This is a genomic window from Bifidobacterium eulemuris (assembly GCF_014898155.1).
GTDB lineage: Bacteria > Actinomycetota > Actinomycetes > Actinomycetales > Bifidobacteriaceae > Bifidobacterium > Bifidobacterium eulemuris.
This window is the reverse complement of record NZ_CP062938.1, coordinates 2,164,733-2,189,450: the sequence shown is the minus strand read 5'-3', so window position 1 is coordinate 2,189,450 and position 24,718 is coordinate 2,164,733. Positions and strand designations below refer to the sequence as shown.

Annotated in this window: 16 protein-coding genes; 2 read left to right on the top strand and 14 right to left on the bottom strand. The window is 63.3% G+C overall.

The genetic code is table 11. The features are described from left to right. Window positions 1–22 precede the first annotated feature (22 nt). Together BE0216_RS09120 and BE0216_RS09115 are read right to left on the bottom strand one after the other, a co-directional pair. On the bottom strand, window positions 23–1,567 hold the full coding sequence (locus BE0216_RS09120) for a glycoside hydrolase family 30 protein (protein ID WP_094637214.1): 1,545 nt from the start codon (window positions 1,565–1,567) through the stop codon (window positions 23–25). A gap of 73 nt (window positions 1,568–1,640) precedes the next feature. After that, window positions 1,641–3,200 (bottom strand): glycoside hydrolase family 30 protein, encoded by a 1,560-nt coding sequence (locus BE0216_RS09115; protein WP_193042853.1) that lies wholly within the window; start codon window positions 3,198–3,200, stop codon window positions 1,641–1,643. 263 nt (window positions 3,201–3,463) lie between these two features. Between BE0216_RS09115 and BE0216_RS09110 the strand changes: the two genes are divergently transcribed. Further along, a complete protein-coding gene (locus tag BE0216_RS09110; protein WP_158217261.1) occupies window positions 3,464–4,657 on the top strand; it encodes a substrate-binding domain-containing protein in 1,194 nt (397 codons plus the stop codon). Between the two features lie 89 nt (window positions 4,658–4,746). Here BE0216_RS09110 and BE0216_RS09105 read toward each other — a convergent pair whose 3' ends face one another. The 3 genes from BE0216_RS09105 to BE0216_RS09095 form a co-directional block, all read right to left on the bottom strand. After that, a complete protein-coding gene (locus BE0216_RS09105) occupies window positions 4,747–5,424 on the bottom strand; it encodes an HAD family hydrolase (protein ID WP_158217260.1) in 678 nt (225 codons plus the stop codon). Window positions 5,425–5,536: 112 nt separating this feature from the next. Next, the gene (locus BE0216_RS09100) at window positions 5,537–8,872 is read right to left on the bottom strand and encodes a DUF5107 domain-containing protein (protein WP_158217259.1); all 3,336 of its coding nucleotides are present in this window, start codon (window positions 8,870–8,872) and stop codon (window positions 5,537–5,539) included. A 100-nt stretch (window positions 8,873–8,972) separates the two neighbouring features. Further along, the gene (locus BE0216_RS09095; protein ID WP_158217258.1) at window positions 8,973–9,863 is read right to left on the bottom strand and encodes an AraC family transcriptional regulator; all 891 of its coding nucleotides are present in this window, start codon (window positions 9,861–9,863) and stop codon (window positions 8,973–8,975) included. A 194-nt stretch (window positions 9,864–10,057) separates the two neighbouring features. Between BE0216_RS09095 and BE0216_RS09090 the strand changes: the two genes are divergently transcribed. Beyond that, window positions 10,058–12,295 (top strand): beta-galactosidase, encoded by a 2,238-nt coding sequence (locus BE0216_RS09090; RefSeq protein ID WP_094637764.1) that lies wholly within the window; start codon window positions 10,058–10,060, stop codon window positions 12,293–12,295. Between the two features lie 58 nt (window positions 12,296–12,353). Here BE0216_RS09090 and BE0216_RS09085 read toward each other — a convergent pair whose 3' ends face one another. The 9 genes from BE0216_RS09085 to BE0216_RS09045 form a co-directional block, all read right to left on the bottom strand. Continuing rightward, window positions 12,354–13,211: an AraC family transcriptional regulator gene (locus BE0216_RS09085; protein ID WP_094637763.1), complete on the bottom strand. Its 858-nt coding sequence runs from the start codon at window positions 13,209–13,211 to the stop codon at window positions 12,354–12,356. A gap of 25 nt (window positions 13,212–13,236) precedes the next feature. Further along, window positions 13,237–14,136: a helix-turn-helix domain-containing protein gene (locus BE0216_RS09080; protein WP_094637762.1), complete on the bottom strand. Its 900-nt coding sequence runs from the start codon at window positions 14,134–14,136 to the stop codon at window positions 13,237–13,239. A gap of 31 nt (window positions 14,137–14,167) precedes the next feature. Continuing rightward, window positions 14,168–16,459 carry a beta-galactosidase gene (locus BE0216_RS09075; protein ID WP_158217257.1) on the bottom strand — a complete coding sequence of 764 codons (2,292 nt, stop codon included), beginning with the start codon at window positions 16,457–16,459 and terminating at the stop codon, window positions 14,168–14,170. A 2-nt stretch (window positions 16,460–16,461) separates the two neighbouring features. Continuing rightward, window positions 16,462–17,295 carry a carbohydrate ABC transporter permease gene (locus BE0216_RS09070; protein ID WP_094637760.1) on the bottom strand — a complete coding sequence of 278 codons (834 nt, stop codon included), beginning with the start codon at window positions 17,293–17,295 and terminating at the stop codon, window positions 16,462–16,464. Beyond that, window positions 17,292–18,254, bottom strand: coding sequence for a carbohydrate ABC transporter permease (locus BE0216_RS09065; protein ID WP_094637759.1), 963 nt, complete (start codon window positions 18,252–18,254; stop codon window positions 17,292–17,294). Before BE0216_RS09065 ends, BE0216_RS09070 begins: the two co-directional genes overlap by 4 nt. Before the next feature lie 105 nt (window positions 18,255–18,359). Further along, window positions 18,360–19,613 carry an ABC transporter substrate-binding protein gene (locus tag BE0216_RS09060; protein ID WP_158217256.1) on the bottom strand — a complete coding sequence of 418 codons (1,254 nt, stop codon included), beginning with the start codon at window positions 19,611–19,613 and terminating at the stop codon, window positions 18,360–18,362. Window positions 19,614–19,938: 325 nt separating this feature from the next. Beyond that, window positions 19,939–23,304, bottom strand: coding sequence for a DUF5107 domain-containing protein (locus BE0216_RS09055; protein WP_094637757.1), 3,366 nt, complete (start codon window positions 23,302–23,304; stop codon window positions 19,939–19,941). A 268-nt stretch (window positions 23,305–23,572) separates the two neighbouring features. Then, window positions 23,573–23,974 (bottom strand): HI0074 family nucleotidyltransferase substrate-binding subunit, encoded by a 402-nt coding sequence (locus BE0216_RS09050; protein WP_094637756.1) that lies wholly within the window; start codon window positions 23,972–23,974, stop codon window positions 23,573–23,575. Then, window positions 23,961–24,248, bottom strand: coding sequence for a nucleotidyltransferase family protein (locus BE0216_RS09045; RefSeq protein ID WP_094637773.1), 288 nt, complete (start codon window positions 24,246–24,248; stop codon window positions 23,961–23,963). Before BE0216_RS09045 ends, BE0216_RS09050 begins: the two co-directional genes overlap by 14 nt. Window positions 24,249–24,718 lie beyond the last annotated feature (470 nt).

The following is a 24,718-nucleotide window of genomic DNA, read 5'->3' as shown; positions in this document are numbered from 1 at the left end:
TCGCCCGCAAGCCATTCGAACGTCAGAACAACGTCTCGTCGTGGTCGTCGGCCGGGTGGGGCGTGCAGACGATCTCGAACTCGTCGTCGGACGGGGCCTGCGTGGTGTTGACCGGCCGGTCGGATTTGCGCAGGCTCACCGTTCCGTAGGCGGGAACGACGGCCTTCTGCCAGCGCGGGCCTTCGCCGTTGACGGTGACGGCGGTCTCGATCGGCGTGTCGGTGGGGTTGTGGAGGATGGCCGACAGATCGCCCCGTCTCGAGACGAAGGCGACGGAGCCCAGCCCGCCGTTGCGCCCGTCGGGCGTGCGGTTGGTGGAGGCGACGCGGCGTGAGCCGACCGAAACGTCCTGTCCGAAGTTGCGCAGCATGAAGTATTCGAGGTTGCGCTTGACCTTGCCGGTGGACGAGTCGACGGTGATGACGCCGCGGCGGCCGGAGGTGCCGGCCCAGCTGGGCCATCCCCGCTCGTCGAGCGCCATGTTCCACAGGTTGATCAGGCCCACGCCGTTGCGCACCATCCAGGTGCCGATCTCGCCGAACATCACATGGCTGGCTTCGGCCACGGTTTCGTCGAGCATGCAGCGGCGCTCGGTCATGGCGGCCTTCCAATGCGGGAACTGGCGGGTGCCGTTGCCCACCCACTCCGGCAGGCCGGAATAGGTGTGGAAGGCGGCCCCCGCGAAGGCGTTGGCCTGGGCGGGAGTCATATACTCGGACGCCGGACGCTGCCAGAAGCGCAAGGAGTCATCTCCGAAATAGATCTCCACATCGGGGAAGCTGCGGTCGAGCGCGGGACGCAGGTATTCGCTGCCCCATACGGCCAACTCCTCGGGAGTCCACACGGTGATCGGCCACGGACAGCCGTTGCTCGGCTCGTTCTGCATGGTCACCGAGCTGATGCGGATGCCGAGCCTGGCGTAGGCGGCGATGAACTTCACGAAATACTGCGCGTACACGTAGTCGATGGTGTCCTGGTAGCGGTAGCCGTTGCCCACGTATTCGCCCAGCCGCAGACGGCCCGCGCCGTCGATGCGGTTGGAGGTCTTCATCCAGGCCGGAGCGCTCCACGGCGAGGCCATGATCTTGACGGCCGGGTTGATCGCGAGGATCTCCTTGAGCACCGGCACGACGTATTTCATGTCCCGCGTGGCGTCCGGCGCGCCGGGCTCGCCCTCGCCGATGGAGAAGTACGCGAGCGAGGGGTCCGCGGCCACGCCTTCGGGCAGATCGTCGTAGGTGTAGTACTTCTGGCTGGAGAAGTCGCAGGCGCCGATCGATATGCGCACGGAGGAGAAACCGCCCTGCTCGGGGTCGAACATCTCGCTCAGGATCGCATGGCGTTGCTCCGCGCTCATGGCGGTCATGAACAGATATGCGGAGGAGTCGGTGATGGCCGCGCCGACGCCCTCCCACATCTGGTATTCCCGGGTGGGGTCGATCACCACGGCGACGGCGTCGCCGAGTTCGTCGGTGACGTCGGGCGTGGGTATGGGCGCGCGGCGGTCGGCCAGGTCGCCGCTTGTGCGGGTCCAGTATTCGTATGCGTATTCGTTGATGGGGTTCATAGGTCCCTCCTTGGCAAGGACGGCGTTCATATGACGCTAGGGCTCGGCTTCCCGACGGGTTCGCCGCCGTGGGTCACTCGTCGGCGCCCCAGACGCGGGTTTTTCCGGGGGCCACGTCGCCGAGCAGATGCTTGGGTTCGGGGTTGAGTTCGAATTGGTCGTCGTCGGGGACGGTGGATTCGTTGATGGGGTGGTGGTTTTTGTGCATGGTGACGGTGCCCCAGGCGGGCACGACGACCTTCTGCCACATGCCGCCCATCCCGTTGATGGTCACGGCCGCCTCGACGCTCTCTCCGGTCGGGTTGTAGATGTGCGCGGACACGCCCCCGTCGGGCGCGAGGAACGCGACCGATCCCAGGCCGCCGGACCATCCGTCGGGCGTGTGGTTGGACGAGCGCACGACCACGCTCCCGGGCTCGACGTCCTGGCCGAAGGCGCGCAGCATGAAGTACTCGAGGTTGCGGATCACGCCGCCGGTCTCGTGGTGGACGGTGACCACGCCGCGCCGTCCGGTCGCGCCGACCTGGTTGGGCAGGCCGCGCTCGTCGAGCGCGAGGTTCCACAGGGCGATGAACCCCTCCCCGTTGCGCACGAGCCAGTTGCCGATGACGCCGGACATGATGTGCGCGGCGTCCTCGGGGGTCTCGTCGATCATGCAGCGGCGCTCGGTCATGCCCAGCGTCCAGTGCGGGTAGGCGCGCGACGCGTTGAAGAAGTTCTCGTACGGGCCCTCGTAGGTGTGCACGGTCAGCCCGTCGATCGAGGACGCCTGGTCCGGGGTGACCAGGTCGCGCACCGGCCACATGAGGTTGTGGGTGGAGTCGTCGTTGACGAAGATGCGCATCTCGGGGAACCGCTCGTTCATCGCGGGGCGCAGGAAGTCGTGGACGAACGCGGCCTGCTCCTTGAGGGTCCACATCATGGCCGGCCATTTGGGCGCGTTGGAGGGCTCGTTCTGCACGGTCACGCCCCAGATCGGGATGCCCAGTTTGGCCATCTCCTCGACGTATCTGACGAAGTAGCGCGCGTAGCAGCCCTCGAAGGAGTCGTGCATCGGGTCGAAGCCGTTGCCGGTCCACTCGCCGAAGCGCAGGCGGCCGCCCTGGCACAGGTGGCCGGTGTTCTTCATCCAGGCCGGCGCGCTCCACGGCGAGGCGATGATCTTGACGGCCGGGTTGATCGCGAGGATCTCCTGAAGGACCGGGACGATGTGCTTGAGGTCCTTGGTCGCGTCCGGCGCGCCGGGCTCGCCCTCGCCCAGGGAGAACTTGGAGAGCGTGTTGTCGTGCTCGCCGAAGGGCACGTCGTCGTACGTGTAGTACGGCTGGGCCGCGGGCTCGCACGAGCCCAACGGGACGCGCACCACGGAGAACCCGCCCCGCTCCGGGTTGAAGCACTCGTCCAGGAACTCGTGGCGCCGCCCGGCGTCCATGCTGTTCCAGATCAACGAGGCCGCGGCGTCCGTGACGGCCGCGCCCGCGCCGATCCACGGCTGCCCGCGGTCGGCGGGATCGACCACGATCCTGACCGCGTCCCCCGGACCATCGACCACGGCCGGCACCGCCAGCGCCTCGCGACGCTGCGACAGATCACCCGACGTCGACGTCCAAAACTCATCAGAGAACTTCAACATTGGCGTTCCTTTGATCATTTCCTCATCGATGTTCGCGCTGTTGCGATCATCGATCCTGTTGTGAACACCATCATCATATCATAATCAATCAGTTTTAATCATCTCCATTCACAAACATTCATCAAAAAAGGCAATATCACCTCGATAACGACTCCTAAACGATCACAGCCACTCGGCGTTTCGTGCTATGCTCGAAGATGATCATAAGTGATAGATTGCAGGCGCCGACCAGCGCCCACACAGACTTCGAAAGCGGTGAAGCCATGTCAGACACCGACCTCGCCCCGGCCGACGAAACCGCCAAACGCGACTACCTGCCCGCAGAACGCCAGGACATGATCCTCAGCCTGCTCACCCGGCAAAGCGTCGCCACGGTTCCGGAACTCGCGCAGCTGCTCAACACCACGGAAATCACCGTACGCCGCGATCTGACGGTATTGGCCAAGGCGGGACTGCTCAAACGCGTGCGCGGCGGTGCCATGTCCGTCAGCGACACCGCCGAACGGATTGCGACGAAAGCCGCGCTCAACGACATCTCCAGCGTGGTCTCCGAACGCACCGACTCGGGAACCACCGTGCGCGCCGTGGACGGCCGCTTCGAACTTCCCTCGGACCAACCGGCCATCGGCGTGATGCTGCCGGAGCCGAGCTTCTTCTGGCCCGGCGTCATCAACCACATGCACGAGATCGCCACCCGCATGGGACTGCGGCTGATCACCCGCGAGTCCGCCTACGAGGAGGACATCCACGAGGAGAACATCCTGCAGGAGTTCGCGGACGATCCCACCGTCTGCGGGCTTATCGTCGCCCCCAACGCCCATCCCGAAATCGGACAGCGCACCTGGGACTGGATCGCGCGGGCCGCGCTGCCCACCGTGGCTGTCGAGCGCAGCCAGCCGCTGCTGCAGGCCAGCTTCGTGGACTCCGTGCGCACCAACCACCATTACGGCGTGCGCAAGGCCGCCACGCATTTCCTTGAGCGCGGGCACACGCGCGTGGGCGCCGCCTTCACCGAAACCCCCACTTCGAATCAGATCCTCACCGGATGGAAGCGCGTCGTGAACGGCACGGACCGCATCGACTGCCCGTTCATCATCGACGGCATCATGCCCTACGACACCCGCGGCGTGGACGATATCGTCGCCACGGTGCTCTCGTCGAACGTCACCGCCCTGCTGGTGCATTCCGACTATCTGGCCATCGCCCTCGCGCAGGCGCTGGAGCGGCATGGCAAGAAGGTGCCGCAGGACATCTCGCTGATCTCCGTGGACGGCTTCGCCACCCCCAGCTCGCGGCCTCTGACCGTGCTGCGCTCCTCCGATCGCGACCTTGCGCAGGCGGCGATACACACGCTGCTCCACCGCATCCAGAATCCGGAGGCGGCGGCGCGCCACGTGTACATCGACCCGATGCTCGTGGACCGCGGATCGGTGGTGCCGCCGCCGACGCACGACTAGACCCATCCATAAGCGCGAATCCGCTCGCGCACCCAGTCCTACGGGAACCAACGCCTGCCCACCTTCTTGGCAACCGACAGCCACGCCCCTCATACGCAGAGCAACGACTCCGCGCTCAGTTCGCGAAAATCGCGAACGCGGCGGTACGCGGGGCTTGCCGGCGCCGGCGTGCGGGCCAACGCCGTCACGGCTATGACCTGCGCTCCCGAGTCGACGGCGCTGCGAAGTCCCGCGTCGGAGTCCTCGAAAATCACGCAGCGGCGAATATCCGCCCCCACCATGCGGGCCGCGGCCACATATCGGTCCGGCAGGGGCTTCGCGGGCAACGGGCAGTCCCCAGTGATCACTTCGGCGAACGCCCGCCGCGGCAAGGCCTCCAACACGAGACGAACGATGCGCGTCGGAGAGCCGGTGACCAGCACGGAGGGAACGCCCCGCCTCCCCAATTCGTCCAGAAGCCCGAGGGCTCCGGCTGCCCATCTCCCCTGACCGCGCTCCCCGCGCATCCCCTTCATCCGCGATTCGACGGCGGCGACCAGAAGCTCCGCGATCGCGTCCTGAGACAATACGACACCGGCCTCGCGCAACACGTGTGCGCATAGCGGCAGACTGGCCCCCTCCAACATATGTTCCGCACTTGCATCCAGTTCCAGACCCCATTCCGATGCCACGTTCCGTTCCGCCTCCAACCACAACGGATCGGAGTCGATCAGCGTGCCGTCCATATCCCACAACACCGCTTCGGGATAACGCGATCGTGCCGTCATGATTCCTCCTGGATTCCCGGCGACGCCCATAAGCGCCCATTCATCTCAGCGCCACATGGCTCGCGCCGCGCGCCTGGCTGTGGAGCCATGGCACGCGGCGCGAATCGGCGCATCAGGCCAGCTGCGTCAGTTCGAAGCGAGCCTTGGGATTGTCCGGGTTGGCTTTCAGGCTGTCCTCGAACAGGGCCTTGGCCCCTTCCTCATCGCCGAAGTAGAGCCGGCTGTAGGCGAGCGCGCGCAGGATCTCGCCACGGTGCTCGCCGGCTGCGTCCGGCACGAAGGACCAGTACAGCGAGGTGACGATGGGCTTGCGGTCGACATCGCCCGCCGCCAGATCCTTGCGCCATGCGACCACGTATTCGCTCAGGTACTTCCTCGCGGTGGTCTCGTCGCCGAGCATGCGGTACGCGCCGGCCACGTACACATCGCATTCCGGTCCCATGTAGGGGCTGTAACCGGAGTGGATGAAGGGGATCAGACGCGCGACCGAAGCCTTCGCCTCCTCGTCCCGTCCCAACGCCTTAAGCGCCAGTCCTTCGAAATACCTCGGATAATACAAGGCCTGCGTGTCCCACCATCCGGCGCGGAAGTTGGGCGGGATGGTCTGGGCGGCGCGGAAGCGTTCGAGCGCGCCCGCGGCGTCGCCGTCGCGAAGCAGCGTGCGTCCTTTGCACACGTTCGCGAAGGTCCACGCCTCGACCTGGTAGGTCTCCTGGCATTCGGCGGCCACGAACTCGTGGTTGAGCATCACGTCCATCGCCTTGTCGAATTCGCCGTTGGCGTTGTACGCGTCGGCGAGATCCCACGTGAGATTGTCGGACGGCCGCTCGGGCATGTTGTCGAGGAGGAAGCGCAGCCGTTCGGATGGTTCCACGCCGAGTTTCGCCATGACGTAGTTCGTCTCTTTGACGAGCACATCGTTGCCGGGATCGACGTTCACGGCCTTCCTCATCAGTTCGAGCGCCTCGTCGCGACGCCCGAGCTTGCTGAAGCAGGCGATGGCGAGGTTGCGGTAGGCGGGGTGGAAACCGGGCCTGAGCGCGATGGTCGCTCTGAAGCAATCCGCGGCCTGCGCATAGAAGGTCTTGTCATAGAGGATGCAACCGAGCAGATAGGCGGCCTGCGCGTCCGAAGGATCGGCCGCCACGGCCTCACGCAGAACGCCGATCTCCTCGACGCGGTACGGGAAGGTGTTGGTCAACGGCAGGGCCGCCGCGGACCGGCGGGCCGCGGCCGCGGCGTCGACATCGCCGAGCGACGCGCACACATGCGCGAGCGTGTATTCCACCATCGGATCAAGCGCGTTCCAGCCGTCGGCTCCGGCCGGCGAAGCGGCGCCCAACTCCAAGTCGCGGGCGATCAGCCCCTCGAGCACGGCCTTCGCCTCGCGAAGCAGACCGGCGTCGATCAGATCGAAGGCCACATCGAGCACGGTCTGGGAGGGATCGGAATACATCATGTCGTAGTAGGCCGCGGGATCCGCCTCGAAACCACCGTCGAGCCAGGCGAGCATGAATCGACCGAGATGGTCGAGCCTGTCCTCGTCCACGACCTCGCGCAGCAACGCGACCGCGCCGGAGACGTCGTCCAATCGCGCGAGGGCGGCCGCTTCGTAGACGCGTGCGAGCGCATGCTCGCTTTCCTTCGCCGCCGCCTCGCGCGCGTGGCGCCTCATCAGCTCCCAATCGCCGCGCCTGCCGTCGATGGCCGCGATAAGCGCTTTGGCCGGACTGACGACGTTGTTGCTCCATGTGGCCTTGAACAACACGTCATACGCTTCGTCGAACCGTCCGAGACCGCGCAGCGCCAGTCCTTTCAGATAGTTGACGGTGCCGTCGTACGGGCTCTGGTTGTATGCGCCCTGCACCTCGAGGGCGTGGTTCAGCAGGGCCAGCGCCTCGTCGTAGTGGGCTACGTTGATGCGGTCCTCGGCAAGCGAGGTCAGCGTGGGAAGATGGTCCGGATCCCGCTCGAGCGCGACCCGGTAGTATTCGCGTCCTTTCCATGCCGGATCGCGGTACTGGTCGATGTGCTCGCCGGCCAGCCACACGTCCTGCGCCGTTTTCAGGCTCGCATCGTGCGGCGTGGGGATTCCGGGATTGTCGGCGGGAATGTCGAGCACCTGCACTTTGTCTTCGGTGTAGTCGACCAGCACCGTGCCGTCGGATGCGGTCAGACGCACGGTCAGATCGTCCTGCGGCAGGGCGGCGTCGAATTCCACCGCCTGGGAGGGCTTGAGGCATACGGTCTCGTCCACCAGCACGTTCCGACCGTCGAGCACCTGGAAACGCGCGCCCTCAAGCGTTTTGGTGCCCATCACCCGCGCCTTGCCCGCGTCCTTGTCCAGACCGACCGCGGCATGGATATTGGCGAACACCGGCGCCTTGACTCCTTGGAACGGGTACCAGAACTGGTTGAAGCGGCGGATTTCGAACGGCGCGAGATAGTCGAAGTCCGGCTGGTCGTCGTTGTAGCATCCGGCCATAAGCTCGGCGTGCTCGCCGTCGGTGTCGGTCAGATTCGCGTTCCAAGCCTTGCCGAGATCCTCCTGCGCCCAACGGAAGTTCTTCTTGCCCGGGCTGACATGATGGTCGGCGATGTGCATCGTGCCACAGTCGCGCTCGTGGTCGTAGCCGCCGAAGAAGTCGTATTTGGACGGACCGGAGAAGAAGGAGTTGCCTTTGACCACATTGCCGTGACGAGAGATGTCGGTGGCCTCGGGGAAGTTCTCGACCGCGTACCAACCCTTGTTGATGGGGAATGTGGCGTGGTGGCGGTCGTAATGGTGGTGCACCCAGCCCACATCCTGCGGGAAGAACAGCTGGTAGCCGTCGTTGACGTGCACGCCGCAGTTCTCCCACCACATGAACGGCTTGCGCAGCGGGGTGCGGTTGTCGAGTTTGGCGATGGTCTCGAAATAGCTGGCGTCCGGAGTGAGTCTGATGCCCCACGTGCCTTTCATGCGGTACTGTCCGGGAGACGGGGACGACTCGGACTGCCAGACGGTCACCGAGCCGTCCTCGCCGTGTTCGACGGTGAAGTCGACGGGCATGAACGTGGAGGGACGATGGTGGAAGGGATAGTTGAATTCCATGCCGCCCGCGAGCCACGAGCCGTAGGATCCCACGGAAACCGGTTTGATCACGCTCTGGCGGTAGATGAAGTGGTAGTCGGTGGTCTTGTCGTAGCCTTCGAGGATCTTGCCGCCCAGCGCTGGGATGACCAGCAGTCGGATGTAGTCGTTCTCCAGACGCACGACATCGTAGTCGACATCGGTTTTCGCATCCCTTTCGACGCCGATGGTCGCCTTGTTCGGATAGGCGTAGCCTGTGGATCCCTGATGCTGGCGAAACTCGGAGAACATCGGCATATCCTCCGGTTTCGGTGGGATGTACGTGGGGATGGTCATCCGTTCGGTTTCGCAGATGACGGTTCCGGACTCGTTCATGATTCGCTCCTTTGCGGGTCTGTTTTCCATATTCCGTGATGGGAATTGGTTCCAGTCTCCGCCGGTTTTCAGGAGGAAAATCGAGATAGTCTTGCCAAAACTATAGATTTTGACGCGTTGCCTTACGGTATTCCCGAGGGCTCTGCCCCATTCGTTTCCTGAACGCGGCGCCGAACACCGACGCGTCCGCGTATCCGCACGCGCGCATGATATGCCCGATCGGACGGTCGGTGCGCGTCAGCAGGTAGCTGGCCGTCCGCATGCGAGCCTCCAACACATAGGCATGGGGAGAGAGTCCGGTGACCTTTCGGAACGCCGCGGTGAATTGGCTTTTACTCATGAACGCCCGTTCCGCCAAATCCTCGACCCTCAGGTCGGCGTCGAGATGGGAGGCGATGTAATCGACCGCGTCCTGCGCGGCGGCGACCGCACGCGAGGAATCGTCGCGAATCTCGCTCAACCGCGCGTCCGCGCATTCGGTGAGAACATCCACAAGAAGCCTGCCGACGCGGGCCTCGGAAAGACGGGGCCCCGATATGAACGAATCCACCAGAGCCCGCAGTCTCGCTATCGCATAGGTGGGGTCGCGCAGCTCGACGACCGGCGTCATACGCGGATGGCCCGCGCCGACGATGAGATCGACATAGCCTTTGACCATCGGCCCATCGCAGTGCACCCAGAGCAGCTCCGTCTCCTCGTCGGTGCCGTAGGAATGCGGCGGGCGACAGTCCAGGACCACGAACTGGCCCGCGCCGGCCCTCGCGTGACAGCCGTCCGCGGTGCCGTCGTCGCACCACACATCAAGGCCGCCGTGCAGCACCACCATGATCAGATAGCTCTCGAACGAACTGCGGGATTGCCGATACCCCGCCTGATACACGTAGTCGCCGATCCATACCACATGCGCGAACGTCCGGCGGGCCACGGCGCTGGGCGTGTTCGTCATGAAATCGGACCGATCCGCCGCCACAAGCTTCTCCGCCGGCTTCATCGCCCACCTCGCATTCCAGAACACCGTTCGGCATAGCATCGTTCTTTTTCTAGAGTATTGGATTCAAATACCAGAGAACGACGCCGTTTCACTCCATATGCTTGGCTTCACAATATCACCATTCGGCGCCCAGGAGCGCAGGCCGCACCGACGGCCCACCCGCCTTCGCGCCCAAGTCCCAACGAGGAGCGCCCATGTCCCCGACGCAACGCACAAACCGACAGCCCTCCGATCCGAACCGCGACCGATCGGTGCTGTTCGGCGCATCTTACTACGCGGAATACCGCCCGCGGTATATCGACGACGACACCGATCGGCTCGAATCGGATATGTCCCTTATGGAACAAGCCGGCATGAACGTGATCCGCGTGGGCGAAAGCGTCTGGTCCCACTGGGAGCCCGAGGACGGCCGCTTCGATCTCGACTGGCTCGAACCGGTGCTCGATGCCGCGGCGAGACACGGCATCTGTGCCATCATCGGAGTGCCCACCTATGCGGTTCCCCTGTGGCTGGCGCGCAAATACCCGGAGATCGGCCTGCGCGACATGCACGACCATGCCACGGCGTTCGGAGGCCGCGAGGAGGCCAGCATGAGCCATCCCGCGTTCCGCTGGTACGCGGAGCGTATCATCCGCGCCATCGTCACCCGGTATCGCGACCACGGCGCGGTGATCGGCTGGCAGCTGCATAACGAGCCTGGTATCGCGCAGAACCGCACCAACGACGCCTTCGAGGGATTCAAGGACTGGCTGCGGCACCGTTACGGCACGGTCGAGGAGCTCAACCGCCAATGGGGCACCGCGTATTGGTCGCACGAGTTGAGCACGTGGGACGACCTGTGGCGACCCGAGGGCAACGCGCAGCCGCAGTACGATATCGAATGGCATATCTACCAGGCGTCGCTGGCCGAGGAATCCCTGGCATGGGAACGCGCCGCCATCGACGGGCTCCGCAGGCCCGACCAGTTCGTCACGGTGAACATCGCCATAGGACGCTACGCCTTGGACGAGGGCAGGGTTCCCGACCTGCTGGACGTCGCCTCGGCCGATCCGTACATCCATATGGGCGACGGTCTGCGGCTTCCCGGGAACACGACGATCGATTCCTCGTGGATCACGTCGGGCGCCGTCGCGCCGTCGCTGCTCGGCGACCGCATGTTCTCGTTCAAACAGGCGCCGTTCATGGTCGCGGAGACCAACGGCGGCCCCATCGACGGTCCCGCCCGCCATTACCCCGGATATCACGGGCAGTGGCGGCAGGTCGGATGGCAGTTCGTCGCCCGCGGCGCGAGGATGATCTCGTACTGGCCTTGGCAGCAAATCCATTTCGGCACCGAGACCTTCTGGGGAGGCATCCTGCCCCACGACATGACGCCGGGACGCGTCTACCAGGAGGTCTCCGTGCTGGGACGCGAGCTTGCGCGGGCGGGGGCGCGGGTCACGGGACTCGAGCCCGACGCGGATATCGCCATGGTCTATTCGGTGCGTTCGCGCTGGGCGCTGACCCAGCAGCCCCACACCTGCGCAGGAGAGATCCCCTACAATCCCGCGGCCTATGATGAGCTGTTCCGCGCGTTCTACGACGGTGCCGTACGCTCGGGCCGTCAGGTCCGCATCGTGCAGGACACGCAGCTGGTCGATATGGACGCCGACGCGGCGCGCTTCGGATTGACCGCCGGAAGCGATGCCGCCTTGGACATGGCGTCCGCGTTCCGCACAGCGCCGTGCGACTTCGCCGCCGCGCATCCGGTGTTGGTGGCCGCCGGTCTGTATGTCGCCACGGACGCGATGCTGGAATGGCTGCGATCCTACGTGGTGGCCGGAGGGCATCTCATCATCGGACCACGCACCGGCTACGCCGATGGGCTCGCGCGCGCCCGGACGCAATCCAAGCCAAGCCGGCTCGAGGATCTGGCGGGCGCGGGGTATCAGGAATCATGGAATCTCGACGCTCCCATCACACTGCACGCACGCACGGACGATGACGCCGGGTTCCGTCTGCGCGAAGGCTCGCAGGCCACCATATGGCTCGACAGCCTTGTCCAAAGCGGCGAACCGACGGACCGTCACGCCCTGGCCGGCATCGATCCGGCCGACAACCCGCATTTCGCCCAATATCCGGTGATCACCAGCAACGCGCTCGCATCGGGACGCGTGACGATGGTGGCGACGGTGCCGAACACGGCTCTGGCGGCCTCGATCTACGACTTCGCACTGCCGGGCTCCCCTTGGTCACACGCCCTGTTCGACCATCCGACCGTCACGCATTCCTCCGCCGTCAACGAGGACGGCGAGCGCATCCACTGGTTGTTCAACTGGTCATGGAATCCCGTCTGTCTCGACCTGCCCGACCCGCTTGCGCGGTGGGATGACGGGGAGAGGACTTCCACCGTGACGCTTGGCGCCTGGGATGTCGCCATGTTCGTCGAATAACGTCGGAATCCCGCCGTCCGTAGGGCGTCCGCCGCCTCACCTCGAAGCGCCGGACGCCCTATGGACGGCGGCCTTGGTTATTGGCCCGATATTCGAGCGGGGAGACGCCCACCTTTCGTTTGAAGACGGCGCAGAACACCGAAGTGGACGAGAAACCGCACTGCTCGCATATGCGTCCGAGCTGGGCCGATCCATTGACCAGCAGGTATTTGGCCGCATGGATCCGAGCGTCGACGATATACGCGTGGGGAGTCGTCCCCGTCTCCTTTTTGAACACTCTGATGAAGTGGTACTTACTCAGAAAGGCGCGCGAGGCGAGATCATCCACGGTAAGCGGTTCGGACAGATGCGCCGCGATGTAGGCGAGGCAGTCCTCCACCGATTGGGACTGCCTCGCGGACGCGCCGGGCTCCTGTTCGGCGGCGAATTCCGTAAGCACATCGGTGAGGTATTTCGACATGCGGGCCTCGCAGAACCCGGACGTCCCGCGCGACAGTTCGACGATCTGCCGCAGCCGGTTCGTCGCCGCCGCCGAATCGCGCAACGAGAACGCGTTGCCCAGTTTGCCGACGATCATCTCGTAATAGGCCCTCGCCATAATGCCGTCGAAATGCACCCACAGCACATCGGTGGCCTCGTCGGTGCCATAGGCGTGCGTCGCATAACAATCGACGACCGCGAACTGTCCCGCCTCGGCGCGGCACGAGGTGTTCGGCAGCCGCAGATCCAGGGACCCGGACCGCACATACGCCACGAGGAAGCTGTCGAAGGATCCGCGCTCGAGCCGATATCCCGGCTCATAGACGAATTCGCCCGCGCGCAGCAGATACAGGAAGGTACGCCGGGCGATGGCCGATGGCGTGCGGATGATGAAATCCGACTGATCCACGTCGACGAACCGTTCCGCTGGTTTCATCGCGAGCCTCCTTATCCGGCGTAGGTCACGTCAACGGGCTGGTGACGGCCGCGCCGCGGCGTCGGTATTCCATCGGAGACATGCCGGTTTTGTTTTTGAACGCCATGCAGAAGGCGTTGGTGGAAGAGAATCCGACGGCGTCGCAGATCTCCTGCAGCGACGCGGTCATATTGACCAGCATCGATTTGGCGTTGCTCATGCGGATCTCGATGATATAGGCGTGCGGGGTGTATCCCGTCTCCTTTTTGAACGCCCTCATGAAGCTGCGCTCCCCCATGCCGGCGACCGCGGCGAGCTCGCTTACCGATAAAGGCTCGTTGATATGGCTCATGATGTGGGTCATCGCGTCGCGGACGCCCTGCGGCCGCGAACGTTCCCCTACGTCGCCTCCGCCCTCCGCCTCCGACTGCCGTCGTTTCGCCTCCAACAGCAGGTCCCCCAGAACGTCGGTGAGCAACCGGTCGGCGACCAGTTCGTCGTACCGCTCCCCCGACACGGCATCCAGCAGATTCCGCAGGTTCGCGGCGACCGCCTCCCGAACCTCGTCGGGCAAGGTGATGATATTGCGCATCGTCGCGCACACCTCGTCGTAGTACAACCGCGCGCCGGCCCCTTCGAAATGCGCCCATAGCGCGCGCGTGGGCTCAAGCGCCACGTACCGGTGATGTTGATAGCAGTCGATGAGCACCACATCCCCCGCATGGGCCACACCGACGCATCCGGGCACGTCGATCTCCATGGATCCGGATTCGACGAGCATGACCAGAAGACTGTCGAATGTGGTCCGTTCGGTCACCTGACCGGTCTCGTATTCGAAACGCCCCACAAGCGAGGGATAGATCAGCACCTGCTGGGCCGACCGACTCGGCATGCACAGATGATAGGCGTCACGACCGCTCCAGGTCAGATGCCTTGCCACGGCCATGACGCCTCCTTTGAGTGTCTGAATGTTGCGTCTATGCTATCGCAAATCCGGCTTCGTACACCGCGCGGGCCTCGATCGAGACCAGGCCCGCGATCCGGGCGTCCACATTCTCCATGCGGGCCGCCATAGCGGATTCGACGTTCACGTTTGCGCCTTCTTTGATGGGGGTGATGGTCAGCACAAGCCGGTTGCGGTTGTCCACCAGTAGGTCCGCATGCTCCCGCAGGCCGATCTCCCACACGTCGCCGTTGGCGAAGTTGTCGTCGACCAGCGTGGCGCCGGCCCATAGCCATCCGATATCGCCTTGGTAGCGTATTTTGAGGCGTACGTCCTTGACGCCCTCGCTCGCCATGAGATCGTCCGGCAGGGTGATGACATAGCGCGTGTCGGAAAGCCTCTCGACGACGGGTGTGACGACGTGCGGGGCGAACGACGCCGAGCTCGAGGAAAGATAGTCGGCGGGGAAGGTCTCGACCGCGATGTCGGCGTCCAAGGATTCCACTTTGACCTTGCCGTCGGCGATATACGCCGCCGGGGCGTCCGCAGCGGGAACGATGCTCTCCGCCGAGTCCCACTCGCCAGTCGGAACCGCGGAGAAGACCAGGGCCTCGTCGTCGACGACGGTCATGGCGTTGGCCCATGCCCGGCTGACCACTACGATCGAAACGATGTTCCCATTGTCTTCGACTTCGAAATCGGTGATGTCGGCATCCGACGCGATGACACGCTTCCCGACGCCCTCGAACCGCATCCATGCCTCGTCCATGCCGTCCGGGCGCATGAACACGAAGGTCCGATGCCCGGATCCCGGCGTGGAGATCACCGTGACCGGCTGCACGGTGGCGGCGGTGAGGGTGATTCCGTCCAGGTCCATGTTGAACGGCAGCACGCAGTTCTCGTCGCGGGCCATGCCGATGCCGTCGAACACGACCTCGGCACCATCCGCCAAGGTGATGGCGATGATCTCGCCATGCTTGTCGTCCATGGCGGCGTGGTCCTGGAAATTATTGAGGAACACGAAGCCACGCCGCCCATCGGTGCGCACGCTCCATCGAAGCGAGTGCATATCGTTCGGATCGATGGTTCTCTGTTCCTCCGGCACGGCGACGCCCAGCGGGGTGAGCCTGTCGGCGAAGGCGAGCGCGAAGCGATGCAGCGTTTTCAACCTGCGGTACGATTCGCGCATCTGCCCGAACTCGCCGAGCGCGGCCTGGAAATCGTAGGAGATCTTCGGCAGCTGGCTTTCGTTGAGATAGACGCCGTTTCCGATCGGATTCGATCCGCCCTGGTACATGTAGTAGCCCAGGAAGTTGCATCCCGAGGCCATTTTGATGTTGGCCATGGCGTCCACGGACTTCATCGGCAGCACGAAGCGGTAGTTGTACGACGAGAACATGCCGCCGCCCATCTCGCAGCAGGCGTAGGGCTTGGTCTCCGGCTCATAGGTCGGATCGAACTCCTCGCCGCGGGGGCAGTCGTTCGCGTGAAAATCACGGTACACGTATTCGTCCGTGACCGGATGCTCGCCCGGACCGGCGTAGAACAGCCAGGGACGATAGGCGTATCCTCCCCACAGCGGCAGCACGTCGTCCGGCACCGGAGAGCCGCCCCAGCCGGTGTTGGTGTAGAAGGGGACCGAAATCCCCTCGCTTTCGGCGATCTCGCGCAGCGCGTGCACATAGGCGAAGCCTTCGTGCCCTCCGGGGATCCATTCGTCGGTGATGCCCGTGGTCATCTCCCACGGCGCCGAGGAATGCATGTATTCGTTATCGAGCTGGGCGGCGATGATGGGACCGCCGTCCTTGAAGTACAATCCGTCGATCTGTCCGGCGATATGGCGGTAAAGGTCGCGCACCTTGTCGAGGAATCCGGCGTCGCACGAGCGCACCTCATAGGGCTTGCCGTACATCCAGTCGGGGATGCCGCCGTTGCGCACCTCGCCGTGGTCGAAGGGTCCCAGACGCACGATCACCTTGAGACCGTGCCTGGCGCACAGCTTGATGAAACGGCGGATGTTGCGCCGGCCGGTGAAATCCCATTCGTTCTCGCGTTCCTCATGGTGGTTCCAGAACACGTATGTGGACACGACGTTGATGCCGCCGGCCGCCATTTTGGCGAGCTGCTCGTCCCAGCGAACGGGATCCATGCGGGAATAATGGTATTCTCCGCAGATTCCATAGAACGGTTTTCCGTCCACGGACATGTGGTAGTTGGTGAAGTCGATGGTCTCCCCCTGTGGAGACACCCCCCACTCGCCTCGCGTGATGGGGAATCGGACGATCGACTTGGGCTGAAAGCCGGTGAGGTCAAGGGTGTGGGTCATGGTTAGCCTTTCACTGAGCCGGCGACGAGACCGGCGACGATCCATTTCTGGCATAGCAGGAAGAAGATGAACACGGGGATGAGGGCGATGGTGGTGATGGTCATGAACAGCGGCCAGTTGGTGGAGAACTGTCCCATGGCGTTGAACACCTGCAATACGATGGTCTGCTTGTCCACCGAGGAGATGTAGATGTTGGGGGTCATGAAGTCGTTCCACGTCCACATGGTCTGGAACACGACCACGGTGGTCATGATCGGACGGATCAACGGCATCACGATGGTCCAATAGATCCGCCAGGGGCCGGCGCCGTCGATGCGCGCGGCCTCGAACAGCTCGCGGGGCAGACTCGCCATGTACTGCACGATGAGGAAATAGCAGAAGGTGGCGCCGGCGGTGTACAGCACGATCAGACCAAGCAGGCTGTCGACCAATCCGAGCTGGGCCTCCATCTTGTACTGCGGAATCAGCAGCGTCTGTCCGGGGATCACGAAGGAGAGCATGAGGAAGGCCCCCACGGCGGTGGTGAATCCGCTTTTCTTCATGATCATGCCGTAGGCGGCGAGCGATCCGATCAGGGCCTGCAGGCCCACGCCGACCACGGTGACGATCAACGTGTTCTTGAACGCGGAGAGGATCGGAAGGTTGCTCCACGCATCCACGTAGTTGTCCAAGGTGAAGTCCTTCGGCAGCCCGAAAGGATCGGACATCATGTCGCCGGAGGTTTTGAAGGTGTTGACCACCACCACGTAGAGCGGAACGGCGCAGATCAGCGCCAGGGCGATCATCACCACGGATCGGATGACCGATCCGACGCGTTCACGGGTTTTCAGACTCATGACAGCCTCTTTTCGATTTGCCGGACCACACCCTGCTGGATGGCCACCAGCAGCGCGCAGCATAGGAAGAAGATCACGCCGAGCGCCGATCCGAGGCCGTAACGGCCGGAATTGACGCCCGTGACGATGATGGATTGCGTCACGGTATAGGTGGCGTGGCCGGGACCGCCGGTGGTGAGCGTGAACGGTAGGTCGTAGACCTTCAGACCGCCGGTGAGCAGCATGAAGATCGACACGCCCATGGCGGGCACCATCTGGGGCAGGGTGATGTTGAGGAATTGCTGGCGGCGGTTCGCGCCGTCCACCGCGGCCTGCTCGTACAGGTCGGACGGGATGGCCTGCAGATACGCCAGATACAGCGTGGCGTGCCATCCCACCTGCGCCCATACGGCGATCACGATCACGCACAGCCGCGCGAGGTTCGTGTCGGACAGCCACGGCACGGCATCGATGCCGAAGCGCGCAAGCAGCTGATTGATGGCGCCCGAATCGACCGGCGAGACGATGTACTGCCAGACCAAGCCGAGCACGGCCATCGACGGCACGGAGAAAAAGAAGAACAGCGAGCGCACGAAATTGCGGCCGAAGAACCTGCGGTTCAGCACAACCGCCAAAGGCAGGGCCAGCGCGGTGATGGCCACCGTTGTGGCGATGGTGTAGAACAGCGTGAAGCCGAGTCCGGCGAGCAGCGTCTGGTCGGTGAACACGGTGACGTAGTTCTCCAGTCCGACGAATTTCGCCGTGGAGAAATCGTATCCGGAGTAGTCCGTGAAGCTGAACACGACGCTTTGCCCGAAGGGGATCAGCACGACGACGATGAACACCACGAGGATAGGCAGCAGGAACTCGAAAGATGTGAGATTCTCCGTGAGATTGCGCCGTCTGAGGGCCTTGCGGTGCCTGGTTTCGAACGATGCGCGGGAGCCGTCCGGCTCGTCTGGGGATGATGCGAGTGACATGGTGTGCCTTCTTTCCTGAATCCGCCATCGGGGCGGCCGCCATGCGGCGGACCGGCCGATGATGCGGCCGGTCGCCGGCCCGCGCCCACGATGGCGGGGCGGTCCTTAGGACAGCGTCTTGATCTTGGCGTCGAGGTTCGCGGCCGCCTCGGCGGGCGTCTCGGAACCGAGGGCCACCTGCTGGAGTTGAGCGAAGGTCTCGGCCCTCAGCGCGGAACGGCCGGTGGTGGGCCATCCAAGGGTGTTGAGATAGAGGTTTCCGGTGCTGATGTACATCTCGTACGGCTCAGCGAAGGTCTCGTCGATCACGGGCGTGTAGTTCTTGGTGGCGGGGATGAGTCCGACGCCCTCCTGCAGGAGTTTCAGCCCTTCTTCGGAGGCGATGTATTCGAGGAACTTCTCGGCGTTCTCAAGCTTCGCGCCGCTGAGCTTCGCATTGATGGCATACCCCGAGTCGGCGGAGCCGGGTGCGTAGGGCGTGTCCCCTTCGTGGAGCATCGGCAGACGGCCGAACGCGAAATTGAGGCCGGCCTCCTTGAACGTGTTCACGTCCCAGTAGCCGGACGGCATCACCGCGAGCCTGCCGGAGGCGAACTCGGTGCGGACCTGGTCGTCGCCGAGACCCGTGACCTCGGAGCCCATCACGCCTTCGTCGAACAGCTTCGCCCATTCGGCGTAGTATTCGCCGTAGGTCTGCTCGAAGGTGGTGTCGCCGTCGGTGATCTGCTGATCAATCGACTTGTCCGCCGTGGAGGAATCATATCCGATCCAGCTTTCGACCATCGCCCCGAGACCGGCCTTGGGCTCCAGATACGGCGTTTCGACGCCCGCGTCCTTCAGATCCTTGAGCATCCGCACGAAGTCGTCCCACGTCTCGGGAATGTTGTCGTATCCCGCTTTGGCGAGCAGATCCTTGTTGTAGGCGAAGGCGTTGGTCCATGAGGTGACGGACATGGAATAGACCCTGCCGTCCACGGAGGATTGCTCCTTGTTGGTGTCTCCGATGACGTCCATGAAGGGCTCGTCGGTCAGATCCTTCACGCAGTTGTTTTTGACGAGGTCGTTCAGCTGCTCGGGAGGCGCCACGAACACGTCGGTGAGCTGGCCGCCGGAGATGCGCGTCTGCAGCGTCTGCTGATAGCCGGCCTGGGCGCCGTTGGTGGTGGAGAACTTGATGGTGAGGCCGGGATTCGCCGCCTCGAAGCCGTCGATGAGCTTCTGATAGTTGTCCTGCGTGTTGTTGGCGAAGAAGGTGATCTCGTTCTCGTTGGCGGACGAGCTCCCGCACCCGGCGAGGGAGGCGACCACTGCGATCGTCGTCGCGCAACCGATGGCGGTTTTCTTGATTGAAGACCTCATAGTCTCCATCCTTTCATAAGGCAGTTTTCATTAATCAAAAATGCTTTATCTGAGATAACTGCGTTGTTTTTAGCCGATATCAACATTTTCGATAAGATTATCTTAATGTCAGTTTTTTTGAATCAGTGTGTCGTGATTGCTGACGGATATATAAAAATTGCTTGTCGACCACAAGCCCCGCATGTCAGCCAGCACGCCGCGCCAGCCCTTGCCATAAACAACGAAGGTGGGGCGAAGGACCGTGGGCCCACGGTCCTTCGCCCCACCTCATTCGCGGGCCCGCCGCCCTCGCCGAAGGACGCCGGCGAGACGCGTCACCCCAGAGTCACCGCACGATATGGCGACGCTCCACCTCCTCGAGGAAGAGATTGCCCTGGATATGGCTGGGATCGGCCTCCAGCGTCCGGCGCAGCAGTGAAAGCGCCGCGTCCACGTCGCCCATGCCGATACGGGCCAAGGCCATGACATACAGGCAATGGACGCGGTTCATCATCGTGTAGTCCTTGTCGTAGATGAGGAAATCCGGCAACGATACGGCGAAATACTCGATCGAGACCCGATCGTCCAGATGCTGTTCGCCGAAGTCGAGCAGACGGTAGAAACGGGCGTTGGCGGCGCCCCGCTCCCCGAGGGCCTGATGCGCCAAGCCTTGGAACAGAATCATCTCGGCCGGCTGATCGTTGTAGTACATCGCGCCCTTCACCTCGTCGGGTCCGATGGTGGCGAGTCTGAACTCGTCGCGGGCGGCCCGCTCATTGCCGAGCCGGCGTTCGACAAGACCGAGGTAGTAGTGCAGGTCGTTGTCCTTCTGCCCTTCAAGCTTGCCTTCACCAAGATTATGCGGATAGGTTTCGGCTTCGACCAGCAGCTCCTTGGCCCGTTGCCAATCGCCGCCGGCCATGGCGTCCTTCGCGAGCAGTGTGAGGCTGATGCGGTATTGCGCGGTGATCTTGCCCTCGCCGCCCTCCCACGCATGGAAATGACGGCGCGACATCAGCTCGTAGGCCTTGCCGTGATGGCCGGTCATATTCAGCACGGTCAGGTATTCGATATACAGGTCGTCGCGTCCCTGGATCACATCGAGATGCCGCTCGAATTCGACCAGACGCCGCTCATAGCTCCATCCAAGCGTGCGGTGCAGCTGGTCCAGCTCCAGAAAGACGCGGGGGTCGGTGGGATCGAGACGGAACGCCTCCTCCATCTCGACCGAGGCCCGCTCGCTGTCGCCCTTCTTGTTGTAGTAGGCGAGGGACAGGTTGCGGTGTACCGTCGGGAAGCTCGGGTCCGCGGCGCGGCTGGCCTCCCACAGCGCGATGGCGGCATCGGCCTGCAATTTGTCGTAGTAGAGGCAGCCGAGGTAATACGGCGCCTTCGAGACGACGAGATGTCGCCGCTCGCCGAGTTCGATGGCATGACGCAACACCGCGATGTCCTCAAGCCTGTTCGGGAAGCAGCAGTAGCTGTCCGCGGACTCCCCCGCCCTGAGCGCCGCCACGGCCTCATCCTCATGGCCCAGCCGGGCATGGTAGTAGGACTCGTAGTAGTTGACCATCGGATTGCCATGGTCGGCATGACCGAGCAGACGCAGTGCCTCGTCGTATCCGCCGAACGCGGCGTATTCCCGCGCGGCCTTGAGATAGTTCTGCGCGAAACCGCGCATCAGGTCGAAGCCTCGCCCGTCGCCCGAGGCGAGGAACCGTTCGAAACCGGAGACGTAGTCGAACGCGTCGAGCCGCAGATTGTCGGACACGACGGCCGCCGCCTCTTCGACGCGTCCCATCTTGCGTAGGATGTAGGCCTTCAGTCCACGCGCGCGAAGATTCCCGGCGTTCTTGTCGAGTCCGCGCCCCACATAATCCAACGCGTCCCGCCAATCCCCGCGCTTGGCCGCGATCGCCGCCATATGGTAGTAGCCCATCTCCTGACAGGAGTTGTCCCATGTGGCCTTATAGAAGGCGTCGAAAGCCTTGTCTTCCTCGCCCAGGAACAGCTCGACCAAGCCGAGATTGTAGTAGGCCTCGCTGTCATACGGATTCGGATTGCGGCGGGTCAACCGCTCGATCGCGGCGTCGAAGCGCTCCTTGGCCTGCTTGAACGCGCCGCGGCGCATGAGCAGGCTGCCGTAGGCGTTGTTGATGCGGGCGTCCCCAGGGTCGCGCTTCAGCCCTTCGAGATAGTACGGATCAGGCAGATAGGTGGCATGGCGGTATTGCTCGAGATGGAGACCCGTCAGAAACAGCTCCTCGTTGGTGGGCACATCGGCGGGGGCGGGCGCGGCTTCGGCCGGCGAGGGGATCTTGTCGATTTTGGCCGGACGCTGCGTATAGTCCACCAGCGTCGCGCCACTCGCCATATCGCTCACCGTCACGGTGATCTCGGTCGGATCGGCGCCGCCGGTGGGGAATTCCGCGACGACGATATCGTTGGGCGAGATCGTCCGCGTCTCCTCGAAAAGGATGTCGCCGGCGGCCGTGGCGACGACCACACGCGCGGCGTCGACCATATGGGTGGCGTACACGGTGACCCGCCCCTGACCGGCGGAAAGACCCTGACCATCCACCCCCTCGGTCTCGCCGGCGGCGCGGGCGGGATCCACCGGGCCGAATTCGAGGTTCACCGCCGCGTCGAGCGTGGCGTTTTTGACGAGCCCCACGGCCTTGTACGGCATGAAGTACTGCGTGAACTTCTTGGATTCGAACGGCTTGAGCCATGTGAAATCAGGCTGGTTGTCGGTGTAGACGCCGGTCATCAGCTCGGCGTACGGACCGTTCTCGTCGGTGAGGTTGCGGTCCCACGCCTGGCCGAAATCCCCGCATCCCCACACCCACTGCTTTTTGCCGGGGCTGATGTGGTGGTCGGCGTAGTGCAGGATGCCCGCGTCCTTCCCGTAATCGTAGCCGCCCACGAAGTCGTAGTCGCTGCCGGCGGCCATATAGGAGGTCGGCACCGGCACGTTCTTATAGCGGCCGATATCCACACCCTCGGAGTAATCGTGCTTGTAGTAGGTGCCCGTGGCGATCGGATAGCGGCTCACATCGCGCTTGCCATGGTCCATCACGGCGGTCACGTCCGGCGGCATGACGGTGCGGGTATGGTCGTTGACGGGCACGGCGGGATTGGCCCACCACAGGAAGGTCTGGGGGAAGCTGGTGCCGTTGTACAGATCGCCGGTGATTTCGATATACGCCTTGCCCGGATAGAGCGCCACGGTGGTGACGACCTCGGTGCCGTGCATCTGGTCGACGTCGTGGCATTGCACGCCCTTGCCGCCGCCTTCCAGATCGACGACCTGGTAGTCGACGGGCAGATAGGTGGTCGGCCGATGATGCTGGGGCCAGTTGAACTCGATGCCTCCGGAGATCCACGGACCGGTCAGGCCCACCAGAGCGGGCTTGATCACATCGTTGCGGTACACGAAATCATAGTCGTTGGTCTTGTCCTTCGCCCATTGGATGCGGCCTCCCAATTCGGGAAGTACGGTCACCTCCAGGTATTCGTTCTCGATGATGACGGCTTTGTATGATTTGTCCTCCTTCTCGTCCTTGATGGATTCGACCACCGGATACGGATACACCTTGCCGGTGGACCCTTGATAGACCCGCTTTTCGATGAACTGCGGGTTCTTATCCGGATCGCCGATGCCATACGTGGGGATGGTGATGACGGTGTCTTGGATGGTGACCGTAGACATTTCGTCCTCCTGTGATAGTCGCTGTAGGTTTCCGGTCTACGACAGCTATGTCGTTTTCCTGCTTTAAGGCTATAGGCAAAAATCCACTGTTTTTATACAACTATTGACATGAGATATAGCATTATTGCTTTTCCTGAATGAAGGAGGGAAAACTCGACGCCCATTATGCGCCCGATACGGAAAGCGGGCCGCATGCCCGGCACGGCATACGACCCGCATTCTCGCGATCATTCCTTGACTGCACCGGCGGCAAGGCCGGATTGCCAAATTACGCCAACAACATCGAGCCGTAACGGTCGTTCAGACCTTGCCGGAGACGCTCGAATTCGGGGATGTAGTCGGCGATGATCGTATCGACCAAACGGCGGGCGAGACTTGCGTCATAAACATGGGCGGAATCATTGCGGTCGCGCAGCATACGTAGCCACAGACTCTCATCCATAAAGTCGTAGTATTGGAACGCCGCCTTGACGGTATCCCTCGGAGAGCCCGTGGCCGAGACCGGATCCCCCTCGTAGGTGAGCAGCGCCTTCATCAGCTTCCAGCCAAGCTCGAACTGCGTCTTGTATTTACCAATGACGCCGCTTTGCACGAACTCATTGTCGAGATCCTGCTGCGGAGCTTGGGACAGCGAACGCAGGGCGGCGGCGTAGTTCTCATACTTTCTCATACAGCACCTTCCCGTCACGCTCGATTTCGACACACAACTCGTCACTGATCGGCTCGTCGAGGTTGACCACGTCCAATTTCAGCAGCGACCACAAATCGTTCTGCAGCGCATCCTCCAGCTGGGAGAAGTTCGGACAACCGGCGACCGCCAGATCGATATCGCTTTTCGGCCGGTTCGTGCCCATGGCGCGCGAACCGAACAGCACCACCCGACTCGCGCCGGCCTCGGCGGACATGGCTCGAATCTGCTCATACACCTGCTCCACAGGAACCACCATCCGCCTCACCTCCTCGAGGAAACAAAGACCGTTCCCGCCCATCATAGTGGGATTTCGATATCCTGAACGCAGTGCAGCCAAGCCCGTCATCCCGAGCGCAGCACACAGCCCCACCTGTCGTCCTGGGCACGGCACACAGCCCCACCCGTCATCTCGAGCGCGGCACCGCCCCACCCGTCATCCTGAGCGCGGCACCGCCCCCCACCCGTCATCCTGAGCGAAACGAAGTGGAGTCGAAGGATCTCACGTCCGGGAGCGGAAGTTCCGAGATCCCTCGACTGCGCTCGGGATGACGGGTGGGGCTATGCCGCTCACAGGTGACGGAAAAAGACCGCTCCCGCACACAAGTGGCGGAAGAGACCTCCCGCGCACAGGTGACGCAGAAAGACCGATCTTCGCTCAAGCTGATGAAGAATCAGACAACGCGTATGGCCCGAACCAGCGAAACGCTTGGACTCGGGCCATAC